Below are 21,246 nucleotides of genomic sequence, written 5' to 3'. Positions count from 1 at the left end.
TTTCAGCTTATGGATTGCATGAGTATTATTAATTCATGTAATCCGTTTGCTTTTATAACAAAAAACTCATGGAAGAATTTCTACCATTTTTATTTAACGGATTAAGTATCAGCTCCATACTTCTGCTCACAGCAATTGGATTGAGTATTGTTTTTGGAATGATGGGAGTCATTAATTTCGCACATGGTGAATTTATAATGATAGGCTGTTACAGCACCTACATTGTAAGTCTGGTAATGGGAGGAGAAGGTACGTGGCTCACTTTAATTATAGCATTTTTCCTTTCATTCATACTCTCGTTTAGTATTGGATTTCTGGTCGAAAAATTTATTATAAAACGACTATACGCCAGACCTTTAGACAGCATTCTGGCCACATGGGGAGTTAGTTTAATATTACAACAGGTTGCACGGAATATTTTTGGCTCTAATAATGTGAATGCACCGATGCCTAAAATATTAAATAACGGATGGAAAATTTCAGAAGACATTACTTTACCTTATAACAGGCTTTTTATTATTCTGATCTCTATTTTGGTTTGTCTTTTTGTTTATTATTTCATGTATAAAACTCCGAAGGGAAGAATTTTACAATCGGTAATGCAAAACCGTTCCATGGCAGCCTGTATCGGTATCAATACAAAGAAAGCAGATGCATTTACTTTTTCATTTGGTTGCGGCTTGGCCGGAATCGCCGGAATTTGTATTTCAATGTTAGGTTCAATCGGCCCGTCTACTGGTCAAAATTACATTATTGACACCTTTTTGGTTGTTATCTTAGGAGGAATTGGAGGCTTAAGAGGATCTATTTTAGGAGCTTTACTAATTGGTATCAGCAGTCCGTTTATAGAAAATTTTACTACATCAAGCATGGCAAAAGTGATTATACTATGCCTGGTACTTATCACTTTACAATATAAACCTCAAGGTTTATCTCCAATGAAGGACAGAACTATTGACTAATCTTTTGAATTATAAAAAATGAAACAAAAAATAATATATATAATATTAATTACAATACTCATAATTGTTCCCATTTTTGCACTGTCGGATTTCCGTCTTTCATTATTAAGTAAATTTTTAGTGTTTTCTATTGTAGCAATCTCTATCAATTTACTATGGGGATACACCGGAATTCTAAGTTTAGGACATGGCGTTTATTTTGCACTTGGCGGCTATTCTATGGCTATGTATTTAAAACTTCAATCACAACCACTTCCTGATTTCATGGAATGGTCCGGAATTGAAACTTTACCATGGTTTTGGAAACCCTTTCAACACTTACCCTTTGCATTAGCAATGGTAATATTGTTACCTGTGACATTAGCTTTATTAGTAGGTATTCCTCTTTTCAAATCCGGAACTAAAGGTGTTTACTTTACTATTATTAGTCAGGCAATAACATTAATCATGTCTATTCTTTTTGTTGGACAACAAGGATTTACCGGAGGTTCAAACGGGATTACTGGTTTTGACGGTCTATTTGGCTATTCTTTGAGCGATCCCAATTTAATTAAAATATTATACCTCATGGCAGTATTGATTTTGGTAGCCATCTATTTTATAGTCAGATTTATGTTGAATACTCATGGTGGAATTATTATTAGAGCTATTAGAGACAGAGAAACAAGACTTCGTTTTTTAGGTTATAAAACAGATTCTTTCAAAATACTTACTCTAGCTACCTCGGCAGCAATTGCAGGAGTTGCAGGTGCTTTATTTGTACCAATTGTCGGCATCATATCTCCGTCAATAATGAGTATTTTAATGTCAACTGAATTTGTGATTTGGGTAGCTATTGGCGGTAGAGCCACGTTATTAGGCCCCATCATTGGAGCTTTGGTCATCAATTATGCTAAAACCAGTTTTTCAGAATCCATGCCCGAATACTGGTGGTATTTTTATGGTTTCTTATTTATAGCTGCCACTATAATTGTTCCTAAAGGAATTGTTGGAAGTTTATTAGAAAAAAAATGGTTTATCAATGCATTAAACAAAATTAAAAATGAGTAAATTACATCAGTTAGTACCAAATCCCATTATTAGTTTACGTGATGTTGAGGTAGATTTTGACGGATACAAAGCATTAAATAAAATAACCATTGATTTTCCGCACAAAGGAGTGCAATTTATAATAGGTCCTAACGGAGCCGGAAAAACAACAATTTTAGATGCTATTTGTGGACGTGTTAAAACCTCAAAAGGGAGTATTACTTATAAATTTGATACTGAAATTCAAAACAAGAAACCTGAAAAAATTGTTCATCTTGGAATTAGCCGAAAATTTCAAAATCCCACTATTTTCAATACACAAACCGTTTATGAAAATATGAAGCTGGCTTTAATTTCAGGAAAGGCAACAATTTGGTATCTTTTCAATTATAAAATCACTACAGAACAAGAAGTCATAATTGATGAAACTTTAGAAAAATTAAACTTATTAGCATTCAAACATGCTGTTAGTGGTTCTTTATCACATGGCCAAAAACAATGGCTAGAAATCGCCATGTCTATCATCAACCAACCCGAGTTGCTATTGGTAGACGAACCCATTGCCGGAATGTCGCCAAACGAACGAGATAAGACCGGAGAATTACTGACACAAATTGCCCAAGACCGAACTGTTTTTGTTGTAGAACACGACATGAAATTTGTAAGTAACTTTTCAACTTCCGTACTTGTTATGCATGAAGGACGGATTATAGACCGAGGTACTTTTGACCAGATTGTAAACAACCAACAGGTGATTGAAATTTATCTGGGAAGACAGAAATAACTCTCAAGTTAAAGTCTCTCCAGTAATTCACACCATCCTAATCAAAATAAAAATGTTAGAAATAAAAAATTTGACCGCCGGATATTCAGACGAAACCGCAGCCATTCACGACATCAACATTCAGGTACCCAAAAATGAAGTTTGTTCTATTATTGGAAGTAACGGAGCCGGAAAAACAACGCTGTTAAAATCCATCATGGGCTTACTACCTTCTTCTAATGGTGAAATTATTTTTGACGGACAAGAAATCTCTAAATTAGATTCAGAAACAATTTCTCAAATGGGAATTGGCTATGTGCCTCAAGGACGAATGATTTTCCCTTATCTGACAGTAGAAGAAAATCTATTGTTGGGCTGCGAAGTTCGAAAAATGAATTTAAAAAAGGCACTTGAAGTAGGCTACGATTATTTCCCTGATTTAAAAGGAATAAACAAACGAAAAGGCGGAATGCTAAGCGGTGGTCAACAACAACAATTAGCCATTGCCAGAATGCTCGTTATAGACCCAAAACTGATTATACTAGACGAACCCGCTGAAGGAATACAGCCCAATGTGGTTCAGGAAATAGGCCGTATACTAACAAAAATCACTTCAGAGCTAAATGTTTCGGTTCTTTTAGTAGAGCAATTTGTAGGCTTTGCACTCGAATTGTCTCATTCTTATTACTTCCTTCAAGGGGGGCAAATAACCAATGGAGGCATCATTACAAATGAGAACAGAACACAAATCATTGATAGTATTAAATTGTAAAATTTAAATTAGCCATTAAAAAAAAAACGGTATGGAGTGTGGCTTAGAATTAAAATGAATAAAATAAAAATGAATAAAATATTAGCATTGCTATTAATACTAACAAACTGTATTTGTAATGCCCAAAATATAAAAGGAAAAATTATAGATCATTACGGACATCCAATTGAAAACGCCTATATTTTAAACACCATAACTAATAATCATGCGCATAGTAATGAATTAGGCATTTTTAGTATGGATAAAACCACAACAAATACGCTATTAAGAATAAGCGCTTTAGGATTCAAAAAAACCGAATTTACTGTTAGTGATAGCGTAATTTTAATTACACTTGAACCCGCTACTTTCCAATTATCAGAAGTAGTTATTCAACCTACATTATCGGCAATGAACGTAATTACTAAAATTGATTTAGAAACATCTCCTGTAAATTCTACTCAAGAAATATTGCGTAAAGTACCTGGTTTATTCATCGGACAACATGCTGGTGGCGGTAAAGCAGAACAAATGTTTTTGAGAGGATTTGATGTCGATCACGGTACAGATGTAGCACTTTCGGTTGATGGAATGCCTGTAAATATGGTTTCTCATGCTCACGGACAAGGGTATTCTGATTTACATTTTGTGATTCCTGAAACGGTTGATAAAATAGATTTTGGAAAAGGAACTTATTATACCAATAAAGGGGACTTTAATACTGCTGGCTATGTTGATTTTAAAACGAAAGATAAACTCGAAAAAAGTACTATCGGAGTTGAAGTTGGACAGTTTGATACTTTTAGAACCATTGGTTTATTTGATTTATTAGGTAACCAAAAAAAGCAGAGTGCTTATTTGGCAACCGAATACATTATGACAAACGGTCCTTTTGATTCTCCACAAAACTTCAATCGCATTAATATATTAGGTAAATATTCGACAATTTTGGACGATAATAGCTCGATTTCTGTTTCAGGCTCTCATTTTACCAGCAATTGGGATGCTTCAGGACAAATTCCACAAAGACTGGTAGATACTGGAACTATTTCAAGATTTGGTGCTGTTGATGATACCGAAGGAGGAACTACTTCAAGATCCAATTTCAATGTTATGATGAACAAACATATTGACGAAGACACCTTTTTAAAAACTAATGCTTTTTACAGTAATTATCAATTTGAATTGTATTCTAATTTTACCTTTTTCTTGGAAGATCCAATAAATGGAGATCAAATCAAACAAAAAGAAAACAGAAACATTTATGGTATTAACGCCGAACTAAATAACAAACATCATTATGGAGCAACTGATGTTTTATACCAATTGGGAGTTGGTGTTCGCAATGATCAGACAACAGACACTGAATTATCCCATACCATAAACCGAAATACTACTCTGGAACAAATTAAATTAGGTGATATTAATCAGTCTAACTTGTTTACTTATTTAAATACTGAAATTACATTAGGAAAACTGACAATCAATCCCGGACTTCGATTAGACTATTTTAAATTCAATTATCAGGACAAATTGCAAATAGCTTATAAAACTCAAACGGAAGACAAAGTAAAAATTTCTCCAAAATTGAATTTTATTTATTCTGAAAATGCCAATTTACAATTCTTTATAAAATCAGGAATGGGATTCCATTCCAATGACACTAGAGTTGTAGTAGCAAATAATGGAGAAAAGATTTTGCCTACTGCTATTGGAACCGATATAGGAACGATTTGGAAACCTTTTCCAAGATTAATTGTCAATTCTGCTTTATGGTATTTGTATTTGCAACAAGAATTTGTCTATGTAGGTGACGCAGGAATTGTTGAACCCAGTGGAAAGACCAAAAGAATGGGAATTGATTTAGGCTTACGCTATCAATTGAATGATTTTTTATTTTTTGATTTTGATGGGAATTACACTCATGCGAGAAGCATAGAGGAAGCAAAAGGAGAAGATTATATTCCGTTAGCTCCCGCTTTTACAAATACTGCTGGAATCAGTTTACAAAATTGGAAAAATTTTTCAGGTGGAATTCGCTATCGTTACATGGATGACAGACCTGCAAACGAGGATAAGTCAATTGTAGCTAAAGGATATTTTGTAGCAGATTGCAATTTAAATTATACCTACAAGAAATTAATATTTGGTATTTCAGTTCAAAATTTATTCAACACCCAATGGAATGAAACTCAATTTGCAACCGAATCCAGACTACAAAACGAATCAACTCCTGTAGAAGAAATTCATTTTACACCCGGAACACCATTCTTCTTAAAAGGAATGATAACTTATAATTTTTAAATAGAATCAAAAAACCCAACGCCTTCTTTCAGTTTAAAAAGAAGGCTTTTTTGTATGCACTATTTATTTTATTTTTTCTTCAAATGAAACTCTTTTGGCTTCTTACCCAAAGCCCACAGAAGTCCACCTTCAAGATGTTTTAAAAATACGGGATCAACATAATCTTTACTATCGTGACCTAAAGCGGTATAAAACACTCTGCCTCCTTCAAACTCATGACACCAGGTCAAAGGTAAATAATCCCCAAAAGTACGCCTTGGATAGATTTCTTTTTCTTTATCTTTCACTGTTCGCATATCGGCAGCCAGAAGAACATGGTTATTAGGATTGAATTCGTTCATATAATAACACTCATCTTCTTTTGTCCATTTTTCTCCTAACATTGAAGTAGCCGGATGATTTTTATCAATTACTTTTATTTCAAATTCCTGAAAAGCCGGATGCCTTTTAAACTTCCCTCCTACCATTTCAGCATACCAAGACCAGTCTTTTTCAGAATCTGATGCACTATGAACTCCAACATAAGCACCACCAGCATGAATATAATCGACAAGAGCCTGTTTTTGTTCCTCAGTATCAAAGATATCATTGCAGGTATTCGAAAACACCAGACAGCTGTACTTTGCTAAATTAGCAGTATTCATAACTGCCGGATCATCTGAAACGTCAACAATTAGATTGTTTATTTCACCAATTTTTTTCCAGGCTCCCACACTTGAAGCAATATTTTTATGCACATAGCCTTTTCCGTTTTTGGTATACACTAAAATGCGTTTTTTAGCAGGTGGATTTGCAAAAACAGAACTTAAGCTAAAAACAATAGTAAGCAACAGTAATTTGGTTTTCATAATTCCTCAATTTATTTCTCGAATATAAAAAGAAAATCCCAAAGTCCTTAAATGAACTTTGGGATTTATATGTTTGTCAGACTGAGCTTGTCGAAGTCTACAATTCAAATGCTTTTTTAGGATTTCCACCGCAAAGCAATTCTACCGGATTTTCTAAAGCTTCTTTTACAGCAACTAAGAAACCAACAGACTCACGACCATCAATAATTCTGTGGTCATAAGATAAAGCCACATACATCATTGGGTGAATTTCAACCTTACCGTTTACCGCAATTGGACGCTCAATAATGTTGTGCATTCCTAAAATTCCTGATTGTGGAGGATTGATAATTGGAGTAGACAACATAGAACCAAATACACCACCGTTAGTGATTGTAAAAGTACCACCAGTCATATCATCAACAGTAATTTGACCATCACGCGCTTTGATAGCTAATCTTTTGATTTCAGCTTCAATTCCACGGAACGTCAGGTTTTCAGCATTACGAACTACAGGAACCATTAATCCTTTAGGGCCGGAAACTGCGATAGAGATATCAGCAAAATCATAAGCTACCTTATAATCACCGTCCATCATTGAGTTTACATCAGGGAACAATTCTAAAGCTCTTGTTACCGCTTTTGTAAAGAATGACATATATCCTAAACCAACACCACCATGTTTTGCTTTGAAAGCATCTTTGTATTCATTACGCAATTGATTAATTGGTGTCATGTTTACTTCGTTGAAAGTAGTCAACATAGCTGTTTCGTTTTTAGCAGCCACTAATCTTTCGGCTACTTTACGACGCAACATGGATAATTTAGTACGCTCAGCACCACGGTTTCCTCCTGTAGGAGTTCCCATTGACGGTACTGCATTTACGGCATCATCTTTAGTTATTCTTCCTCCTTTTCCAGTTCCAGAAACTGAAGCAGGCTCGATATTTTTTTCGTCTAATATTTTTTTAGCTGCCGGAGATGGAGTTCCCGTTGCATAAGTAGCTGCTGGTGCTGCCGGAGCCGCTGATGCAGGTGCTGCTTTTGGAGCCTCTGCAACAGGTGCTGCTGCCGGTGCTGATCCTTCCGGTTTAGCCGCTGCAGTATCAATATGGCAAACTACTGCTCCTACTGCTACTGCATCACCTTCTTCTGCTTTTAGGGTAATAATACCACTCGCTTCAGCTGGTAATTCTAATGTAGCTTTGTCTGAATCTACTTCAGCAATTGCCTGATCTTTTTCAACATAATCCCCATCTTTTACTAACCAAGTGGCGATTTCAACTTCTTTAATAGATTCCCCTGGTGATGGAACTTTCATTTCTAAAATCATGTCCTAATATTTTAAATTATGAATTTTATTTTTTAATGTATGAATCGTTATTCTTTTGTGTTTGTTTCTAGCCCTGATGGTAGCGGCATCCTTTTTCTTTTTTTCTTTAAAAAGAAAAAGATACAGCGGACAGCAGGAAATAGCTTCTGAAAAAAAATATTTTAATGAGATTGCTTCATTTTTCGCAATGACTATCTAAATAAATTTTTATCAAATACCATTCTGATAGCATCTGCATGACGGCGTTTTGCTCTTGTATAACTTCCTGCAGCTGGTGCCGAGTATGCTTTTAACGAAGCCAATCTCCATTTAACCAAATCAAAGTTAGCCAACATATACGTGTAAGCTCCCATGTTTTTAGGTTCTTCCTGTGCCCAAACATAATCATCCGCATTTGGATATTGAGCGATAATTGCTTTTAATTGTTCTACCGGTAATGGGAACAATTGCTCGATACGAACCACCGCTACATCATTACGTCCATTATTTTCTCTTTCGGCTACAATATCATAGTAGAATTTACCCGTACAGAAAACTAATGTTTTCACATCGACTTTGTTTACAGTAGTATCGTCAATAGTTTCCTGGAATTCACCATTGGCTAATTCTTCCACTGTAGAAACACATCTTGGATCACGCAATAAACTTTTTGGAGAGAAAACAACTAATGGCTTACGGAATTTAGTTTTCATTTGTCTTCTCAACAAATGGAAGAAGTTAGCCGGCGTTGTACAGTCTGCTACATACATATTGTGACGGGCACATAATTGTAAATAACGCTCCATACGTGCAGAAGAGTGTTCAGCTCCCTGACCTTCGTATCCGTGAGGCAATAACATTACTAATCCGTTTTGATTGTTCCACTTGTCTTCTCCACAAGAAATGTATTGGTCAATCATGATTTGAGCTCCGTTAGAGAAATCCCCAAATTGTGCTTCCCAAATAGTCAGTGAGTTTGGATTAGCCAAAGCATATCCATAATCAAATCCTAAAACTCCGTATTCAGACAAGAAAGAGTTGAAGATGCGGAAGTTTCCTTTTTTGTTTTCGATGTGGTCTAATAAAACTACTTCTTCTTCAGAATCTTCTACTTTTACTACTGCATGACGATGAGAGAAAGTACCACGCTCTACATCCTGACCTGAGATACGGATATCAAAGCCTTCGGTCAATAAAGTACCATAAGCCAAAGTCTCAGCAGTACCCCAATCGATAGTATTGTTGTCGTAACCCGCTTTTCTGTCGGTAACGATTTTTGTAATTTTATTGATGAATTTTTTATCAGACGGTAACATAGAAACTGTTTTAATAATTGAATCCAAAGTTGTTTTTTCAACTTTAGTTTCTACTTTTTGCAGCATTACATCATCGGAAACCTGTTCAAATCCTTTCCATTCATTTTGCATAAACGGAGTAATTACAGTTAAATCTTTTTTACGTGAGGCTTCCAGATTATGATCTAAATCGTCTTTGTATTCTTTTTCTAAAGTTTTAACCAAATTAGCATCGATTACACCTTCAGACAATAATTTTTCAGCATAAATATCTCTTGGATTTCTGTGCTTTGCAATCAGTTTATACAATACTGGCTGTGTAAAACGAGGTTCATCACCTTCGTTATGACCATATTTTCTATATCCTAATAAATCAATAAATACGTCACGTCCAAATTGCATACGGAAATCCAATGCAAATTGCATGGCGTGAACTACAGACTCAGCATCATCAGCATTCACGTGCAATACCGGAGACAAAGTCACTTTAGCCACATCCGTACAATATGTCGATGAACGTGCATCTAAGTAATTCGTTGTAAAACCAACCTGATTATTGATTACAATATGAATGGTTCCTCCTGTTTTGTAACCATCTAATTGTGCCATTTGAATAATTTCATAAAGAATTCCCTGTCCTGCAATTGCAGCATCACCGTGAACGGCGATAGGCAATACTTTAGAAAAATCATTTGCAAAATATTTATCCTGTTTTGCTCTTGTAATACCTTCAATAACTGCACCTACAGTTTCAAGGTGCGAAGGATTTGGAGCTAAGTTAATGTTGATTTTCTTACCTGACTTGGTAATTTTATCAGCCGTAAGACCTAAATGGTATTTTACGTCACCATCAAAATATTCCTGATCATAATCTTTTCCGTCAAATTCAGAAAAGATATCCTGAGTAGATTTACCAAAGATATTAGCCAAAACGTTCAGACGACCACGGTGAGCCATCCCCATAACAAATTGCTCTACTCCTTTTTCGGCTGCTCTCTCAATTAAGGCATCCAGTGCAGGAATAATTGTTTCTCCTCCTTCAAGAGAAAAACGTTTTTGACCTACATATTTAGTATGCAGGAAGTTCTCAAAAGAAACTGCCTGATTTAATTTATTTAAAATTCCCTTCTTTTCTTCAGCAGAAAAAGTAGGGCGGTTTTCATTGATATTTAATTTCTCCTGAATCCACTCTACAATTTCAGGTCTTCGGATGTACATGTATTCAATACCGATATGCTGACAATAAACCGCTGTAAGATGGTCAATAATCTGAGACAAAGAAGAAGGTTGCAGGCCTAATAATTTAGCCGCATCAAAAACAGTAGCTAAATCAGCAGACGACAGACCAAAATTCTCTAAATCCAGACTAGGAGAAAAAGTCCTGCGTTCTCTTACAGGATTTGTCTTAGTAAATAAATGTCCTCTGGTACGGTATCCTTCAATTAATTTTACAACTTTAAATTCTTTTTGAAGTTGTTCTGAAATCTTGCTGTTATCAACAGCTGCCGGAGACACTGAAGCTGAAGCAACTTCTCTGCTGTATTGAACTGGATTCTCCTCATTGTAAGTTTCCATTCCAAAATCGAAACCCTGGAAAAAACTTCTCCAGCTAGGCTCAACGCTATCTGGATTTTCTAAATATTGATCGTATAATTGAGCGAAAAATTCGGTATGCGCTGCATTTAAAAATGAAAACCTATCCATAATATTGTGAATATACTTTTTGTTAAAATAGTTTGGCAAAAGTACAATAATCAACTAAATTTACCTGTAAATTAAAACACTTTTAACTATTAAAATGTTAAATACCTTACTACTTATGACAAAAAAACATGTCTTAGGCGTATCAAATTTAATTTTGACCGTCTTAATCGGATTTTTTTCAGCTCAATTATCAGCTCAAAATCAGAGTTCCAACTTTAAATCCGGTAATAATTTTTGGCAGAAAGTACAATTTGGAGGCGGATTAGGCTTAAGTTTTGGCAACAGATACACTGATATTTCCGTTTCTCCAAGTGCGATTTATAATGTAAATGAATATTTTGCAGTAGGTCTTGGCGCACAATATACCTATGTAAAACAAAAAGATCTTTACAATTCAAACCTTTATGGCGGAAGCTTAATCACCCTTTTCAATCCTATTCCTGAAATTCAGCTTTCAGCCGAACTGGAACAATTAAGAGTCAATGTCAAAGGAATTGGCGACAATGATGGTTTTAGCAATAATTTCTGGAACACTGGCTTGTTCCTAGGCGCCGGTTACCGCAGTGGAAATGTAACTATTGGCGCCCGGTACAATGTTTTACATGACGACAACAAAAGTGCTTACAGCGATGCGTTTATGCCTTTTGTACGGTTTTATTTTTGATCAAAGTTGCTGAGATCCTAAGTAGCTAATTTTCTAAGATCAAAAAAACAGTAAATGAATCAAGCTTTATTTTCAGATACAACATTAAAATATTTAAAAGAAAATCATCCTGATTTTTAAAAACTGTTAATTTCAAAAAAGATCAATCATTCGACTGTTCGATAAAAAGCAAAATGGGAATAGTTTTTTATGGATTGCAACTTATGATTGTGAAATAACAATCGGTTTGAAAATACTGAAAAAAAATGTGATTGGCATTTTCACATAGGGTGCATCTCAAGGAAATCACCAAACCAAAGAATTAAAAGAAATGTCAAAAAATATTGATGCCATTTTAAAAAATCAACAAGTTTTTATTTTAGAAAACGACCAATACATTCCTATTGAGAAAAATAATTACGACTCCATTTTAAAAACTAAAGAAAATACGAAATTTTATTACTGGAGCGAAATATAACTTAACAACTCAGAATCTTAGCTTCTCAGCAACTCATTTAAACTTATTTCTGAACCAAACTTTTTGCCATTCTCTTTTTAAAATTAAAAAAGCAACTTGTTCTGCTAAGACAACTAAATCAGAGCCATCCAACTTTTTGATTTCATCTTCAGAGACATCAATTACATAAAGCAAATTCAAATATTCAGCAAACTTATACTGGATTAACCGATAGACTTTCTCATGCAATTGAATCTTTAGCTCTTCCGGAGAAATACTCATAGGAAAATCCACACCTTCATTAGCCAGATTGAAATCTTTGTTTAATTGCTCGACTAACTTCAAATACAAAGCATCTTTTTGCGCTTCTTCAAACAACAAATCAGTATTTACAGGACTAATAAAATTCATAACAGTAATCAACAGGTTAATATTCTTTTTTGCCTTTCCAAAAGTTCAACAATCTTAACTAAAAGCACATCTCCGCCGGCATAAACGAAAACTGCTCCAAGAGGCGGATTTACTGTAGGTATTATTCCGAAAATTTCAGGTTCCCAAGTCCAGCATTGAAAAAAAGTACCCACTAATTCTATAAAAACAACACAAAGAGCAATAAAAAAATAGAGATTTTCCCAACGCTTTCTTTTTAAAAGTAAAAAAAAGCAAATACCGAAAATTAAAGAAAAAATATCATTTAAAAAAAGACCCACAAAAAGAAACAGCAAGATAAACAATATTGGAAAAAACACTTTTAATTTTCGTTCTTGCCTGATTGCCCATTTTGTATGTGCAAAAACATAACCTGAGGCATACACTATTGCGTGACCAAAAGGAACATATAAAGGTATAGCTTCATTTCGATAATGATACATTTCTAAACATTTACAAAAGATAATTTCACCTAAATAAGACAAAAAGACCATGATAAACATTAATTTCCTCAAATAGGAATCAGACGCAAAAAAGAAAATCAGGAAATAAACTATCGAAATAAAATTAGTTATTTGCCTTCCGTCAAAATAACGTCCGGCAAAAAAGACAGAATCAATTCCGAGTGCCGTAAAAGTAAAAACAGGAAACAAAAACGCCAATAACAATTGCATTCCGGCATTTGGTTTTTCGGGAAGAAATAGAATCCTGTTTATCATTTTTAAACTTTACGCCCCATCAGATTCTCGCCAAAAGAACGGAGAATTTGTTTTTTCTCCGCCTCAACATCCATCTTATCTAAAGTATCAAAAGCTTTAAAAGTATAGACTTCAATCGCTTTCTTAGTTGCAGCCGAAGCTCCTGAATTGATAAATATTTCTTTTACCTGAACAATCTTAGCTTCATTTTCTTCCATTTGAATCGAAAACAAATCAGCCAGTTCCTGCCTGTCCATCGCGTTAGCAAATTCCATTGCTTTTAGATACAAATAGGTTTTTTTATTCTCAATAATATCACCACCCACCTGCTTTCCAAATGTTTCCGGATTGCCAAAAGCATCCAGATAATCATCCTGCAACTGAAACGCTAATCCTAAATTCAAACCAAATTCATAAATTAAATCAGCATTTTCATCAGAAGTCTGAGCTATAATAGCTCCCATTTTCATTGCCGCAGCCACAAGAACAGCAGTTTTATATTCAATCATTTTTAAATATTCCGGAATGGTAACGTCATTTCGAGTTTCAAAGTCCACATCCCATTGCTGACCTTCGCAAACCTCCAGCGCTGTTTTACTGAATAACTTAGCTAACGCCTGAAAAATTACAGGTTCATATTTTTCAAAATACTGATAAGCCAGAATCAGCATTGCGTCTCCGGACAAAATAGCGGTATTAGTATCCCATTTTTCATGCACAGTGACATTCCCTCTTCTCAGCGGCGCATCGTCCATAATATCATCATGCACCAATGAAAAATTATGAAAAACCTCAACAGCTAAAGCAGCCGGTAATGCTTTTTCATAGGAAACATCAAAAATTTCCGCACTCATCACCGTTAAAACAGGACGAATTCTTTTCCCGCCAAGATGCAATATATAATGTATGGGTTCGTATAAATTTTTAGGTTCTTTTACTTCTAACTGCGATTTAAGATATTCTGTTACGAATTCCTGATATTGACTTAAGGCGTGCATAAACATAATTTTGGGCTAATTTACAGCATTCACACTGGATTACAAACTTCGGTTATCAATGAAATGTTAAATTATTTTAAATACAATGGAAACTATTTTGGTTTTTAAAGTTTCCGTTCTATATTTGCGCCATATTTAACAATTAAATTCCGAAGCGCTTCTAATCAGGAAAAACTTTATATCATCGGAAGAAATTGTAAAAAACCTATGGCATCATGAAGACAAAATGGAAAGTTAATTCAAATGAATCGGATGTTTTAATCAGAATGAGACATTCAATAATTGCCTATTTAGGAGGCACATTCAACAGTTTTCAAGGCTATGCTGATTTTGACAACAATGAGATTGAAGACGCCACAATAGCTTTTTCATTAGATGTTAAAAACAGGGAATCAAAGCTGGAACAGTTTAGTAATTACTTAAAACTGAATGATTTTTTCGACGTAAATCAATACCCCACTATCAGCTTTAAATCCACATCTTTTCAAAAAATTAACAAAAACATTAATTTTATAAAAGGAGATTTAACCATCAAAAACATTACTAAAACAGTAGAACTTGATGTTGAACTGATAGAAAATGACTATTTAGACGGAGAAAAAAAAATAGCTTTTGAACTCACGGCAGCTATTAACCGAAAAGATTTTGGATTAGCCTCTAATTCTTTTCACACTAATAACGGTTTAACAACCGGACAGGATATTAAACTTGTGGCTAACGTAGAGTTTAGTATGTAATCAATAATGAAAGTAAGACAACAATGAAAGAGAAGATTATTTCCAAGGCAAGCGAAATGTTTTTAAAATTAGGTTTTAAAAGCATCACCATGGACGACATAGCAGGTGAAATGTGTATTTCTAAAAAAACCATTTATAAATATTTCTGCAACAAAGAAGTATTAATTCAGGAAAGCACCGAACTGGTTCACAAACAGGTGCATGAATTAATTGACAGTGTTGTAGCGAAGAACTACAATGCCATCCAGGAGAATTTTGAAATCAGAAAAATGTTTGGAGAACTTTTTAACAGCAGCCTGGACAACTCTCCTATTTATCAGTTAAAAAAACATTATCCTGAAATATACCAGCGGGTTCTAGAACAGGAAGTAAACCAATGCGAACACTGTTTCAGACAAAACATCACCAAAGGAATTCAGGAAGGCTTATACCGAAACGATCTCGATGTTGAAACTTATGTAAAGTTTTATTACATCCTGATTTTTCATATCAATGAAAATACCAGTTCTGAACGCGAAGCTAAAAGAATAGAACTTGAAGCTTTAGAATACCACACCAGAGCTATGGCTACAGAAAAAGGAATTACTGAATTAAATAAACAATTATCAAATCTTAATATAATTAATAATCAATGAAGAGAATAATTTTAATCACCATATTATTTCTAGCCGTTTCCATCGAAGCGCAGGAAATTAAATCACTAACACTCAAAGAAGCGATTCAGTATGCACTGGAAAATAAAGCAGATGCTAAAAAAGCGCAATTACAAATTGAAAACAGCGAATATCAGATTCAGGAAGTTCGCTCCAGAGCTTTACCTCAAATTTCGGCAAACGGAAATTTGACTTATAATCCTATTTTGCAGTTGAATGCTTTACCGGGCGATTTTTTCGGCACACCGGGAACGACAATTTTAGCACCATTAGGACAAAAATGGACTTCTACAGCAGGTGTATCTTTAACACAGGCGTTATTTGATCAATCTGTTTTTACAGGTTTGAAAGCAGCAAGAACGACCCGTGAATTTTATCAGATCAACAATCAGCTAACCGAAGAACAGGTTATTGAAAGAGTGGCTAATAATTATTATCAGGTATATGTTTTACGTCAAAAGCTGGCGCTTGCTGAAAGTAATTTAAAAACAACTACTAAAGTTCGCGATATTGTAAAAGGACAATTTGATAACGGATTAGCCAAAAGAATTGATTTAGACAGAATGACGGTAAATCTTTCTAATATCAATACTCAAAAACAACAAATTATTAACTCGCTGCAGTTACAGGAAAATGCGTTGAAGTTTTATATGGGAATGCCAATGGATGCACAAATCGAAATCCCGCAAACAGAATTTGAAATAACTCCTGCTGCTTTTACAGATGCTCCAAATACCAATAATCGTTCTGAATATTTACTGCTCAAAAAACAGGAAGAATTATTAGTACTGCAAAAAAAATCAATAATTGCAGGCTATTACCCAACACTATCTCTTTCAGCAAGCTACAATTACATTGGTCAGGGTCCTGAGATGCCATTGTTTGCAAAACCATCTGACGGTGTTTACTGGTCAGATTTTTCGACCATTGGAATGAATCTGAGAGTTCCTATTTTCTCAGGTTTTGGGACAAGAGCTAAAATAAGACAAGCTGATATTGAACTAAGAACGATTCAGGAAGATATTAAAGACACGCAGTTATCTTTAGATTTAGATTACAAAAACGCAAAAACGCAAATTGAGAACAGCATCATCACGCTGCAAAATCAAAAAGAAAACATGAGTTTAGCGGATGAAATTCTGAAAAACATCAACAATAACTATCAGCAGGGTTTAGCCTCTTTAACAGACTTACTCGATGCAGAAAATGCTTCTACCGAAGCACAGAACAATTATACTGCTGCAATTCTAGATTATAAACTGGCAGAAATTAAACTAATAAAATCAAAAGGAGAACTTAAAAACTTAATAAATAACTAAAATGAAAAAAAACATAATATATGCCATCGTAGCAGCTGTTTTAATAGGACTGGCAGCTTACAAAATTGGAAATAATAAAGAAAAGCAACAACAAGAAGTAGCCGAAGTTGCTAAACAAGTAGATAAAATCAACGTAAATACCATTACTGTTTCCAGAGAAAATATTAATACCGCTTATGTTGCCAATGGTACTTTTCTTCCAAAACAAGAAATTAATCAAGCCGCAGAAATTTCAGGTCGCATTCTAAGTGTTCTTGTAAAAGAAGGATCGAAAGTTAGTGCCGGACAAACCCTGGCTACTATCAAAAGGGACGCTATTGAAGTTGAAGTAACTCAGGCACAAAACAATTTACAAAATGCCATTGCCGATAATGAGCGTTATGAAAACGCCTATAAAACCGGTGGTGTCACAAAACAACAGCTTGACAATTCAAGATTACAGTTGAAAAATGCTCAGGCTGCTTTAAAATCACAAAATGTAAAAGTAAACGACACCCGAATCAAAGCCGGAATTAGTGGTACCATTAATAAAAAGATGGTTGAACCAGGAATGGTAGTTTCGCCTGGTACCGCTTTGTTCGAAATCGTTAATATTAACTCTTTAAAACTTTCTGTTTTAGTGGATGAAAGTCAAATAGGGAAAATTTCAATAGGTCAAAAAGTATCAATAAATGTTAATGTTTTAGCTAACGAAAACTTCAGCGGAAAAATTACTTTTATTGCCCCTAAAAGTGATGCTTCATTAAATTTTCCAGTTGAAATTGAAGTTCAAAACAGTGGAAATTTAAAAGCAGGTATGTATGCTACAGCTAATTTTAAAACTAATAGCGGAGCTGAAACTCAAAATATGATAACCGTTCCTGCAACAGCATTTGTAAACGGAGTAAGTTCAGGGCAATTGTTTGTAATAAACAATGGAACTGCAAAATTAATTAAGGTACAAACCGGAAAAGTATACGGTGATAAAGTTCAAATCTTAGACGGATTAAATGAGGGAGAACAAGTAGTTACTTCTGGACAAATCAACCTGGACAACGGTTCTAAAATTAACATCATAAAGTAAAATAAAAATGAAGTTAGCAGAAATATCTATTAAAAGACCATCCCTGGTAATCGTACTATTTACGATACTTACCTTAGGAGGTTTGTTAAGCTACTCCTTAATGGGGTATGAGTTAATCCCGAAGTTTGAAACTAATATGGTAACTATTTCTACGGTGTATCCGGGAGCTTCGCCAAGTGAGGTAGAAACTTCGGTAACCCGAAAGATTGAAGATGCCGTTGGTGCTCTGGAAAACGTAAAAAAAGTAGAAGCTTCATCATACGAAAGTTTATCAGTTGTAATGGTTCAGCTAAACACTGGTGCCGATGTAAACTACGCTATGAATGACGCGCAAAGAAAAGTAAATGCAATCTTGGGAGATCTTCCTGAAGATGTAGATGCTCCATCTCTTCAAAAATTCTCATTAGATGATCTTCCTATTATCACCATGAGTGTTTCCAGTGATAAACTGAATAATAAAGAATTATACGATCTTTTAGATAAAAAAATCGAACCAATATTCTCACGTGTAAACGGAGTAGCTCAAGTTGATCTTGTAGGTGGTCAGGAAAGAGAAATTCAGGTTAATTTAGATGAAAAGAAAATGCAAGGATACGGCCTTTCTATAGGTGATGTACAACAGGCAATTTTAACATCTAACCTTGATTTCCCAACCGGTGCTCTAAAAACAAGAACATCAAGAGCAACTATCCGACTTTCCGGAAAGTACCAAAACATTGCCGAAATGAATAATCTTGTGGTTTCTAATAGAAACGGAGCACAGATAAGACTTTCTGATATTGCAAGCGTTTTTGATTCTCAAAAAGATACTGAAAAAGTAGCAAGATACAATCAGTTACCAACTATTTTAATGCAGGTTAAGAAACAATCGGATGCCAATGCAGTAACGGTTTCTGAATTAATAGAAAAAACAGTTGCTCAGGTAGAAACGGATTATAAAACACAAGCGGTAAAAGTAAAAATTGTAGATAACACTACCGATTTTACATTAGAAGCAGCAGATCACGTAATCTTCGATTTGTTCTTAGCAATTATTTTGGTTGCAATTGTGATGTTACTATTTCTTCACAATATCCGAAATGCCTTTATTGTAATGGTTTCTATTCCAGTTTCGTTAATCGCAACTGTAATCGGGATGTACTTAATGGGATACACCTTAAACCTAATGAGTTTATTAGGACTTTCATTAGTAGTTGGTATTCTTGTGGATGATGCGATTGTGGTTTTAGAAAACGTATATCGTCATATGGAAATGGGTAAAAGCCGAATTCGCGCTGCTTATGACGGTGCTTCAGAAATTGGATTTACGGTAACCGCTATTACATTGGTAATCGTAGTGGTGTTCTTACCAATTGCGATGAGTTCCGGATTAGTAGCGGATATATTAGCTCAATTTTGTGTGACTGTAGTAATCGCAACAATGTTCTCTTTACTGGCTTCTTTCACCATTATTCCATGGTTATCCTCAAGATACGGTAAATTAGTTCACCTTACTGGAAAAAATATTTTCGAAAGATTTATTCTTAGTTTTGAAAAACAATTAGATAAATTCACACACTGGATTTCAGGAATTTTAGAGTGGTGTCTAAAAACAACTTTAAGAAGATTCCTTACTGTGTTTTTAACATTTGTCCTTTTAATTGTAACTACAATGGGATTACTTGGAGGTGGATTTATTGGTGGAGAATTCTTCCCTAAAACCGATAGAGGCCAATTTTTAGTTCAAATGGAATTAACCAAGGATGCTTCGGTAGAAAAAACAAATCAATTAACTTTACAGGTTGAAAAATTTCTTAGAAATGATAAAGAAGTAGTAGATATGATTACTACCGTGGGACAACAATCCACCGGTTTTGGTGCTGCACAGGCTACTTTATATCAGTCTGAAATTCAGGTAAATCTAGTAGACAAATCATTACGTTCCGAAAGCACAGATATTAAATCGGCTAAGGTAAAAAGAGCATTAGAAGAAAAATTCACGGGAGTTGAATTTAAAACCGCTCCTATAGGATTAATGGGTGCAGATGCTGCACCAATTGAAATGGTAGTTACAGGTCCGGATAATGCAACAGCCAATAAAGAAGCAAATCGAATTCTTGAATTGCTTAAAAAAGTACCCGGATCAGTAGATGCTGAATTATCATCAGATGGCGGTAGTCCGGAAGTTCAGGTAAATATTGACAGAGATAAAATGGCATCCTTAGGTTTAAACTTAGCAAGTATAGGACAAACCATGCAAACGGCTTTCAGCGGAAATACCGATGGAAAATTCAGAGCAGGAGAATATGAATATGACATCAATATTCGTTTTGGTGATGCTAACAGACAATCAATTGAAGATGTTAGAAACTTAATGTTTACAAATCCACAAGGACAACAAATTAGATTAAGTCAGTTTGCTGATGTAAAAATGGGTTCTGGACCAAGTTTGTTAGAGCGTAGAGACAAATCACCATCTGTAAAGGTTAAATCAAAAGTAGTAGGTCGTCCAATAGGTGACGTTGCTAATGAATGGGCAGCCCAGTTTATGGATAACGAAAAAACGAAACCAGCTGGTGTAAATTACATTTGGAGCGGAGATATGGAAAACCAAACTGAAGGTATGGGTACCTTAGGAATTGCGTTATTAGCGGCTATCATATTAGTTTATTTGGTTATGGTATCGTTATATGACTCGTTTGTATATCCGTTTGTGGTATTGTTTTCAATTCCGTTAGCATTGATTGGAGTAATGGTAATTCTGGCATTAACAGCAAATTCATTAAATATCTTTACGATGCTTGGTATGATTATGTTAATCGGTCTGGTAGCCAAGAATGCAATTATGATTGTCGATTTTGCGAATATGCGAAAAGCTGAAGGAGAAACTACTCATGATGCATTGATTCAGGCCAATCATGCGCGTCTTCGTCCGATTTTGATGACTACCATTGCGATGATCTTTGGTATGATTCCGATTGCAATTGCAAAAGGAGCCGGAGCAGAAATGAATAACGGTTTGGCTTGGGTAATTATTGGTGGTTTGACATCATCATTATTTCTGACTTTGATTATCGTTCCAGTAGTATATTCATTATTTGACTCTATCTTAAGGAGAATGGGCAAAGATGAAAAAGTAGATTACGATGCCGAAATGGTGGCGGATTATGACCATAAAGAATTAAGCGAAGACGGTTTTACCCCAAAACATACAGTTTAATTTTTACATTCAAAGACAAAACTAATAAAGCCTGTACAAACTATCGTACAGGCTTTATTAGTTTTGTAATAATACTTCCTTCAGCAACATCAGTTTTTCGTAT

The 21,246-nt window shown here is 34.8% G+C and carries 18 protein-coding genes; 12 read left to right on the top strand and 6 right to left on the bottom strand.

Going from position 1 to position 21,246, the window contains the following annotated elements; all coding sequences use genetic code 11:
- Positions 1 to 68: 68 nt before the first annotated feature.
- The 5 genes from urtB (at position 69) to ABS764_RS09635 (ending at position 5,809) form a co-directional block, all read left to right on the top strand.
- Positions 69 to 962 (top strand): urea ABC transporter permease subunit UrtB, encoded by an 894-nt coding sequence (urtB, locus tag ABS764_RS09655; protein WP_408081584.1) that lies wholly within the window; start codon positions 69 to 71, stop codon positions 960 to 962.
- Between the two features lie 18 nt (positions 963 to 980).
- Positions 981 to 2,012 (top strand): urea ABC transporter permease subunit UrtC, encoded by a 1,032-nt coding sequence (urtC, locus tag ABS764_RS09650; RefSeq protein ID WP_408081583.1) that lies wholly within the window; start codon positions 981 to 983, stop codon positions 2,010 to 2,012.
- Positions 2,005 to 2,775, top strand: coding sequence for an ATP-binding cassette domain-containing protein (locus ABS764_RS09645; RefSeq protein WP_408081582.1), 771 nt, complete (start codon positions 2,005 to 2,007; stop codon positions 2,773 to 2,775). The genes urtC and ABS764_RS09645 overlap by 8 nt, the downstream gene beginning before the upstream one ends.
- A gap of 52 nt (positions 2,776 to 2,827) precedes the next feature.
- Positions 2,828 to 3,526: an ATP-binding cassette domain-containing protein gene (locus ABS764_RS09640; protein ID WP_408081581.1), complete on the top strand. Its 699-nt coding sequence runs from the start codon at positions 2,828 to 2,830 to the stop codon at positions 3,524 to 3,526.
- A 69-nt stretch (positions 3,527 to 3,595) separates the two neighbouring features.
- A complete protein-coding gene (locus tag ABS764_RS09635; protein WP_408081580.1) occupies positions 3,596 to 5,809 on the top strand; it encodes a TonB-dependent receptor in 2,214 nt (737 codons plus the stop codon).
- Between the two features lie 68 nt (positions 5,810 to 5,877).
- On the opposite strand, the gene ABS764_RS09630 is transcribed toward ABS764_RS09635, so the two are convergent.
- The 3 genes from ABS764_RS09630 to ABS764_RS09620 all read right to left on the bottom strand — a co-directional run bounded on the left by ABS764_RS09630 (position 5,878) and on the right by ABS764_RS09620 (position 10,947).
- Positions 5,878 to 6,657 carry a ThuA domain-containing protein gene (locus tag ABS764_RS09630; protein WP_408081579.1) on the bottom strand — a complete coding sequence of 260 codons (780 nt, stop codon included), beginning with the start codon at positions 6,655 to 6,657 and terminating at the stop codon, positions 5,878 to 5,880.
- Between the two features lie 97 nt (positions 6,658 to 6,754).
- The gene (odhB, locus tag ABS764_RS09625; RefSeq protein ID WP_408081578.1) at positions 6,755 to 7,969 is read right to left on the bottom strand and encodes a 2-oxoglutarate dehydrogenase complex dihydrolipoyllysine-residue succinyltransferase; all 1,215 of its coding nucleotides are present in this window, start codon (positions 7,967 to 7,969) and stop codon (positions 6,755 to 6,757) included.
- Positions 7,970 to 8,160: 191 nt separating this feature from the next.
- The gene (locus tag ABS764_RS09620) at positions 8,161 to 10,947 is read right to left on the bottom strand and encodes a 2-oxoglutarate dehydrogenase E1 component (protein WP_408081577.1); all 2,787 of its coding nucleotides are present in this window, start codon (positions 10,945 to 10,947) and stop codon (positions 8,161 to 8,163) included.
- Between the two features lie 115 nt (positions 10,948 to 11,062).
- Between ABS764_RS09620 and ABS764_RS09615 the strand changes: the two genes are divergently transcribed.
- Complete coding sequence (locus tag ABS764_RS09615) at positions 11,063 to 11,611, top strand: hypothetical protein (RefSeq protein ID WP_408081576.1); 549 nt, start codon at positions 11,063 to 11,065, stop codon at positions 11,609 to 11,611.
- Positions 11,612 to 11,921: 310 nt separating this feature from the next.
- Positions 11,922 to 12,068, top strand: coding sequence for a hypothetical protein (locus ABS764_RS09610; RefSeq protein WP_408081575.1), 147 nt, complete (start codon positions 11,922 to 11,924; stop codon positions 12,066 to 12,068).
- Between the two features lie 33 nt (positions 12,069 to 12,101).
- Here ABS764_RS09610 and ABS764_RS09605 read toward each other — a convergent pair whose 3' ends face one another.
- From ABS764_RS09605 to ABS764_RS09595, 3 genes are read right to left on the bottom strand one after another with little or no spacing between them, the layout of a single operon-like run.
- On the bottom strand, positions 12,102 to 12,458 hold the full coding sequence (locus tag ABS764_RS09605) for a hypothetical protein (protein ID WP_408081574.1): 357 nt from the start codon (positions 12,456 to 12,458) through the stop codon (positions 12,102 to 12,104).
- Between the two features lie 8 nt (positions 12,459 to 12,466).
- Positions 12,467 to 13,195 carry a hypothetical protein gene (locus ABS764_RS09600; RefSeq protein WP_408081573.1) on the bottom strand — a complete coding sequence of 243 codons (729 nt, stop codon included), beginning with the start codon at positions 13,193 to 13,195 and terminating at the stop codon, positions 12,467 to 12,469.
- Positions 13,196 to 13,197: 2 nt separating this feature from the next.
- Positions 13,198 to 14,172: a polyprenyl synthetase family protein gene (locus ABS764_RS09595; RefSeq protein ID WP_408081572.1), complete on the bottom strand. Its 975-nt coding sequence runs from the start codon at positions 14,170 to 14,172 to the stop codon at positions 13,198 to 13,200.
- Positions 14,173 to 14,387: 215 nt separating this feature from the next.
- Between ABS764_RS09595 and ABS764_RS09590 the strand changes: the two genes are divergently transcribed.
- From ABS764_RS09590 to ABS764_RS09570, 5 genes are read left to right on the top strand one after another with little or no spacing between them, the layout of a single operon-like run.
- Positions 14,388 to 14,909, top strand: coding sequence for a YceI family protein (locus tag ABS764_RS09590; protein WP_408081571.1), 522 nt, complete (start codon positions 14,388 to 14,390; stop codon positions 14,907 to 14,909).
- Between the two features lie 23 nt (positions 14,910 to 14,932).
- Positions 14,933 to 15,544, top strand: a complete 612-nt coding sequence (locus ABS764_RS09585) for a TetR/AcrR family transcriptional regulator (protein WP_408081570.1) — start codon at positions 14,933 to 14,935, stop codon at positions 15,542 to 15,544.
- Positions 15,541 to 16,881 (top strand): TolC family protein, encoded by a 1,341-nt coding sequence (locus ABS764_RS09580; RefSeq protein WP_408081569.1) that lies wholly within the window; start codon positions 15,541 to 15,543, stop codon positions 16,879 to 16,881. Before ABS764_RS09585 ends, ABS764_RS09580 begins: the two co-directional genes overlap by 4 nt.
- 1 nt (position 16,882) lies before the next feature.
- The gene (locus tag ABS764_RS09575; RefSeq protein WP_408081568.1) at positions 16,883 to 17,944 is read left to right on the top strand and encodes an efflux RND transporter periplasmic adaptor subunit; all 1,062 of its coding nucleotides are present in this window, start codon (positions 16,883 to 16,885) and stop codon (positions 17,942 to 17,944) included.
- A 7-nt stretch (positions 17,945 to 17,951) separates the two neighbouring features.
- The gene (locus tag ABS764_RS09570) at positions 17,952 to 21,143 is read left to right on the top strand and encodes an efflux RND transporter permease subunit (RefSeq protein WP_408081567.1); all 3,192 of its coding nucleotides are present in this window, start codon (positions 17,952 to 17,954) and stop codon (positions 21,141 to 21,143) included.
- Positions 21,144 to 21,246 lie beyond the last annotated feature (103 nt).

It is taken from the genome of Flavobacterium plantiphilum (assembly GCF_046000495.1).
Classification (GTDB): Bacteria; Bacteroidota; Bacteroidia; order Flavobacteriales; family Flavobacteriaceae; genus Flavobacterium; species Flavobacterium plantiphilum.
The sequence above is the reverse complement of the archived record's forward strand: the minus strand, read 5'-3'. Positions and strand labels throughout refer to the sequence as shown.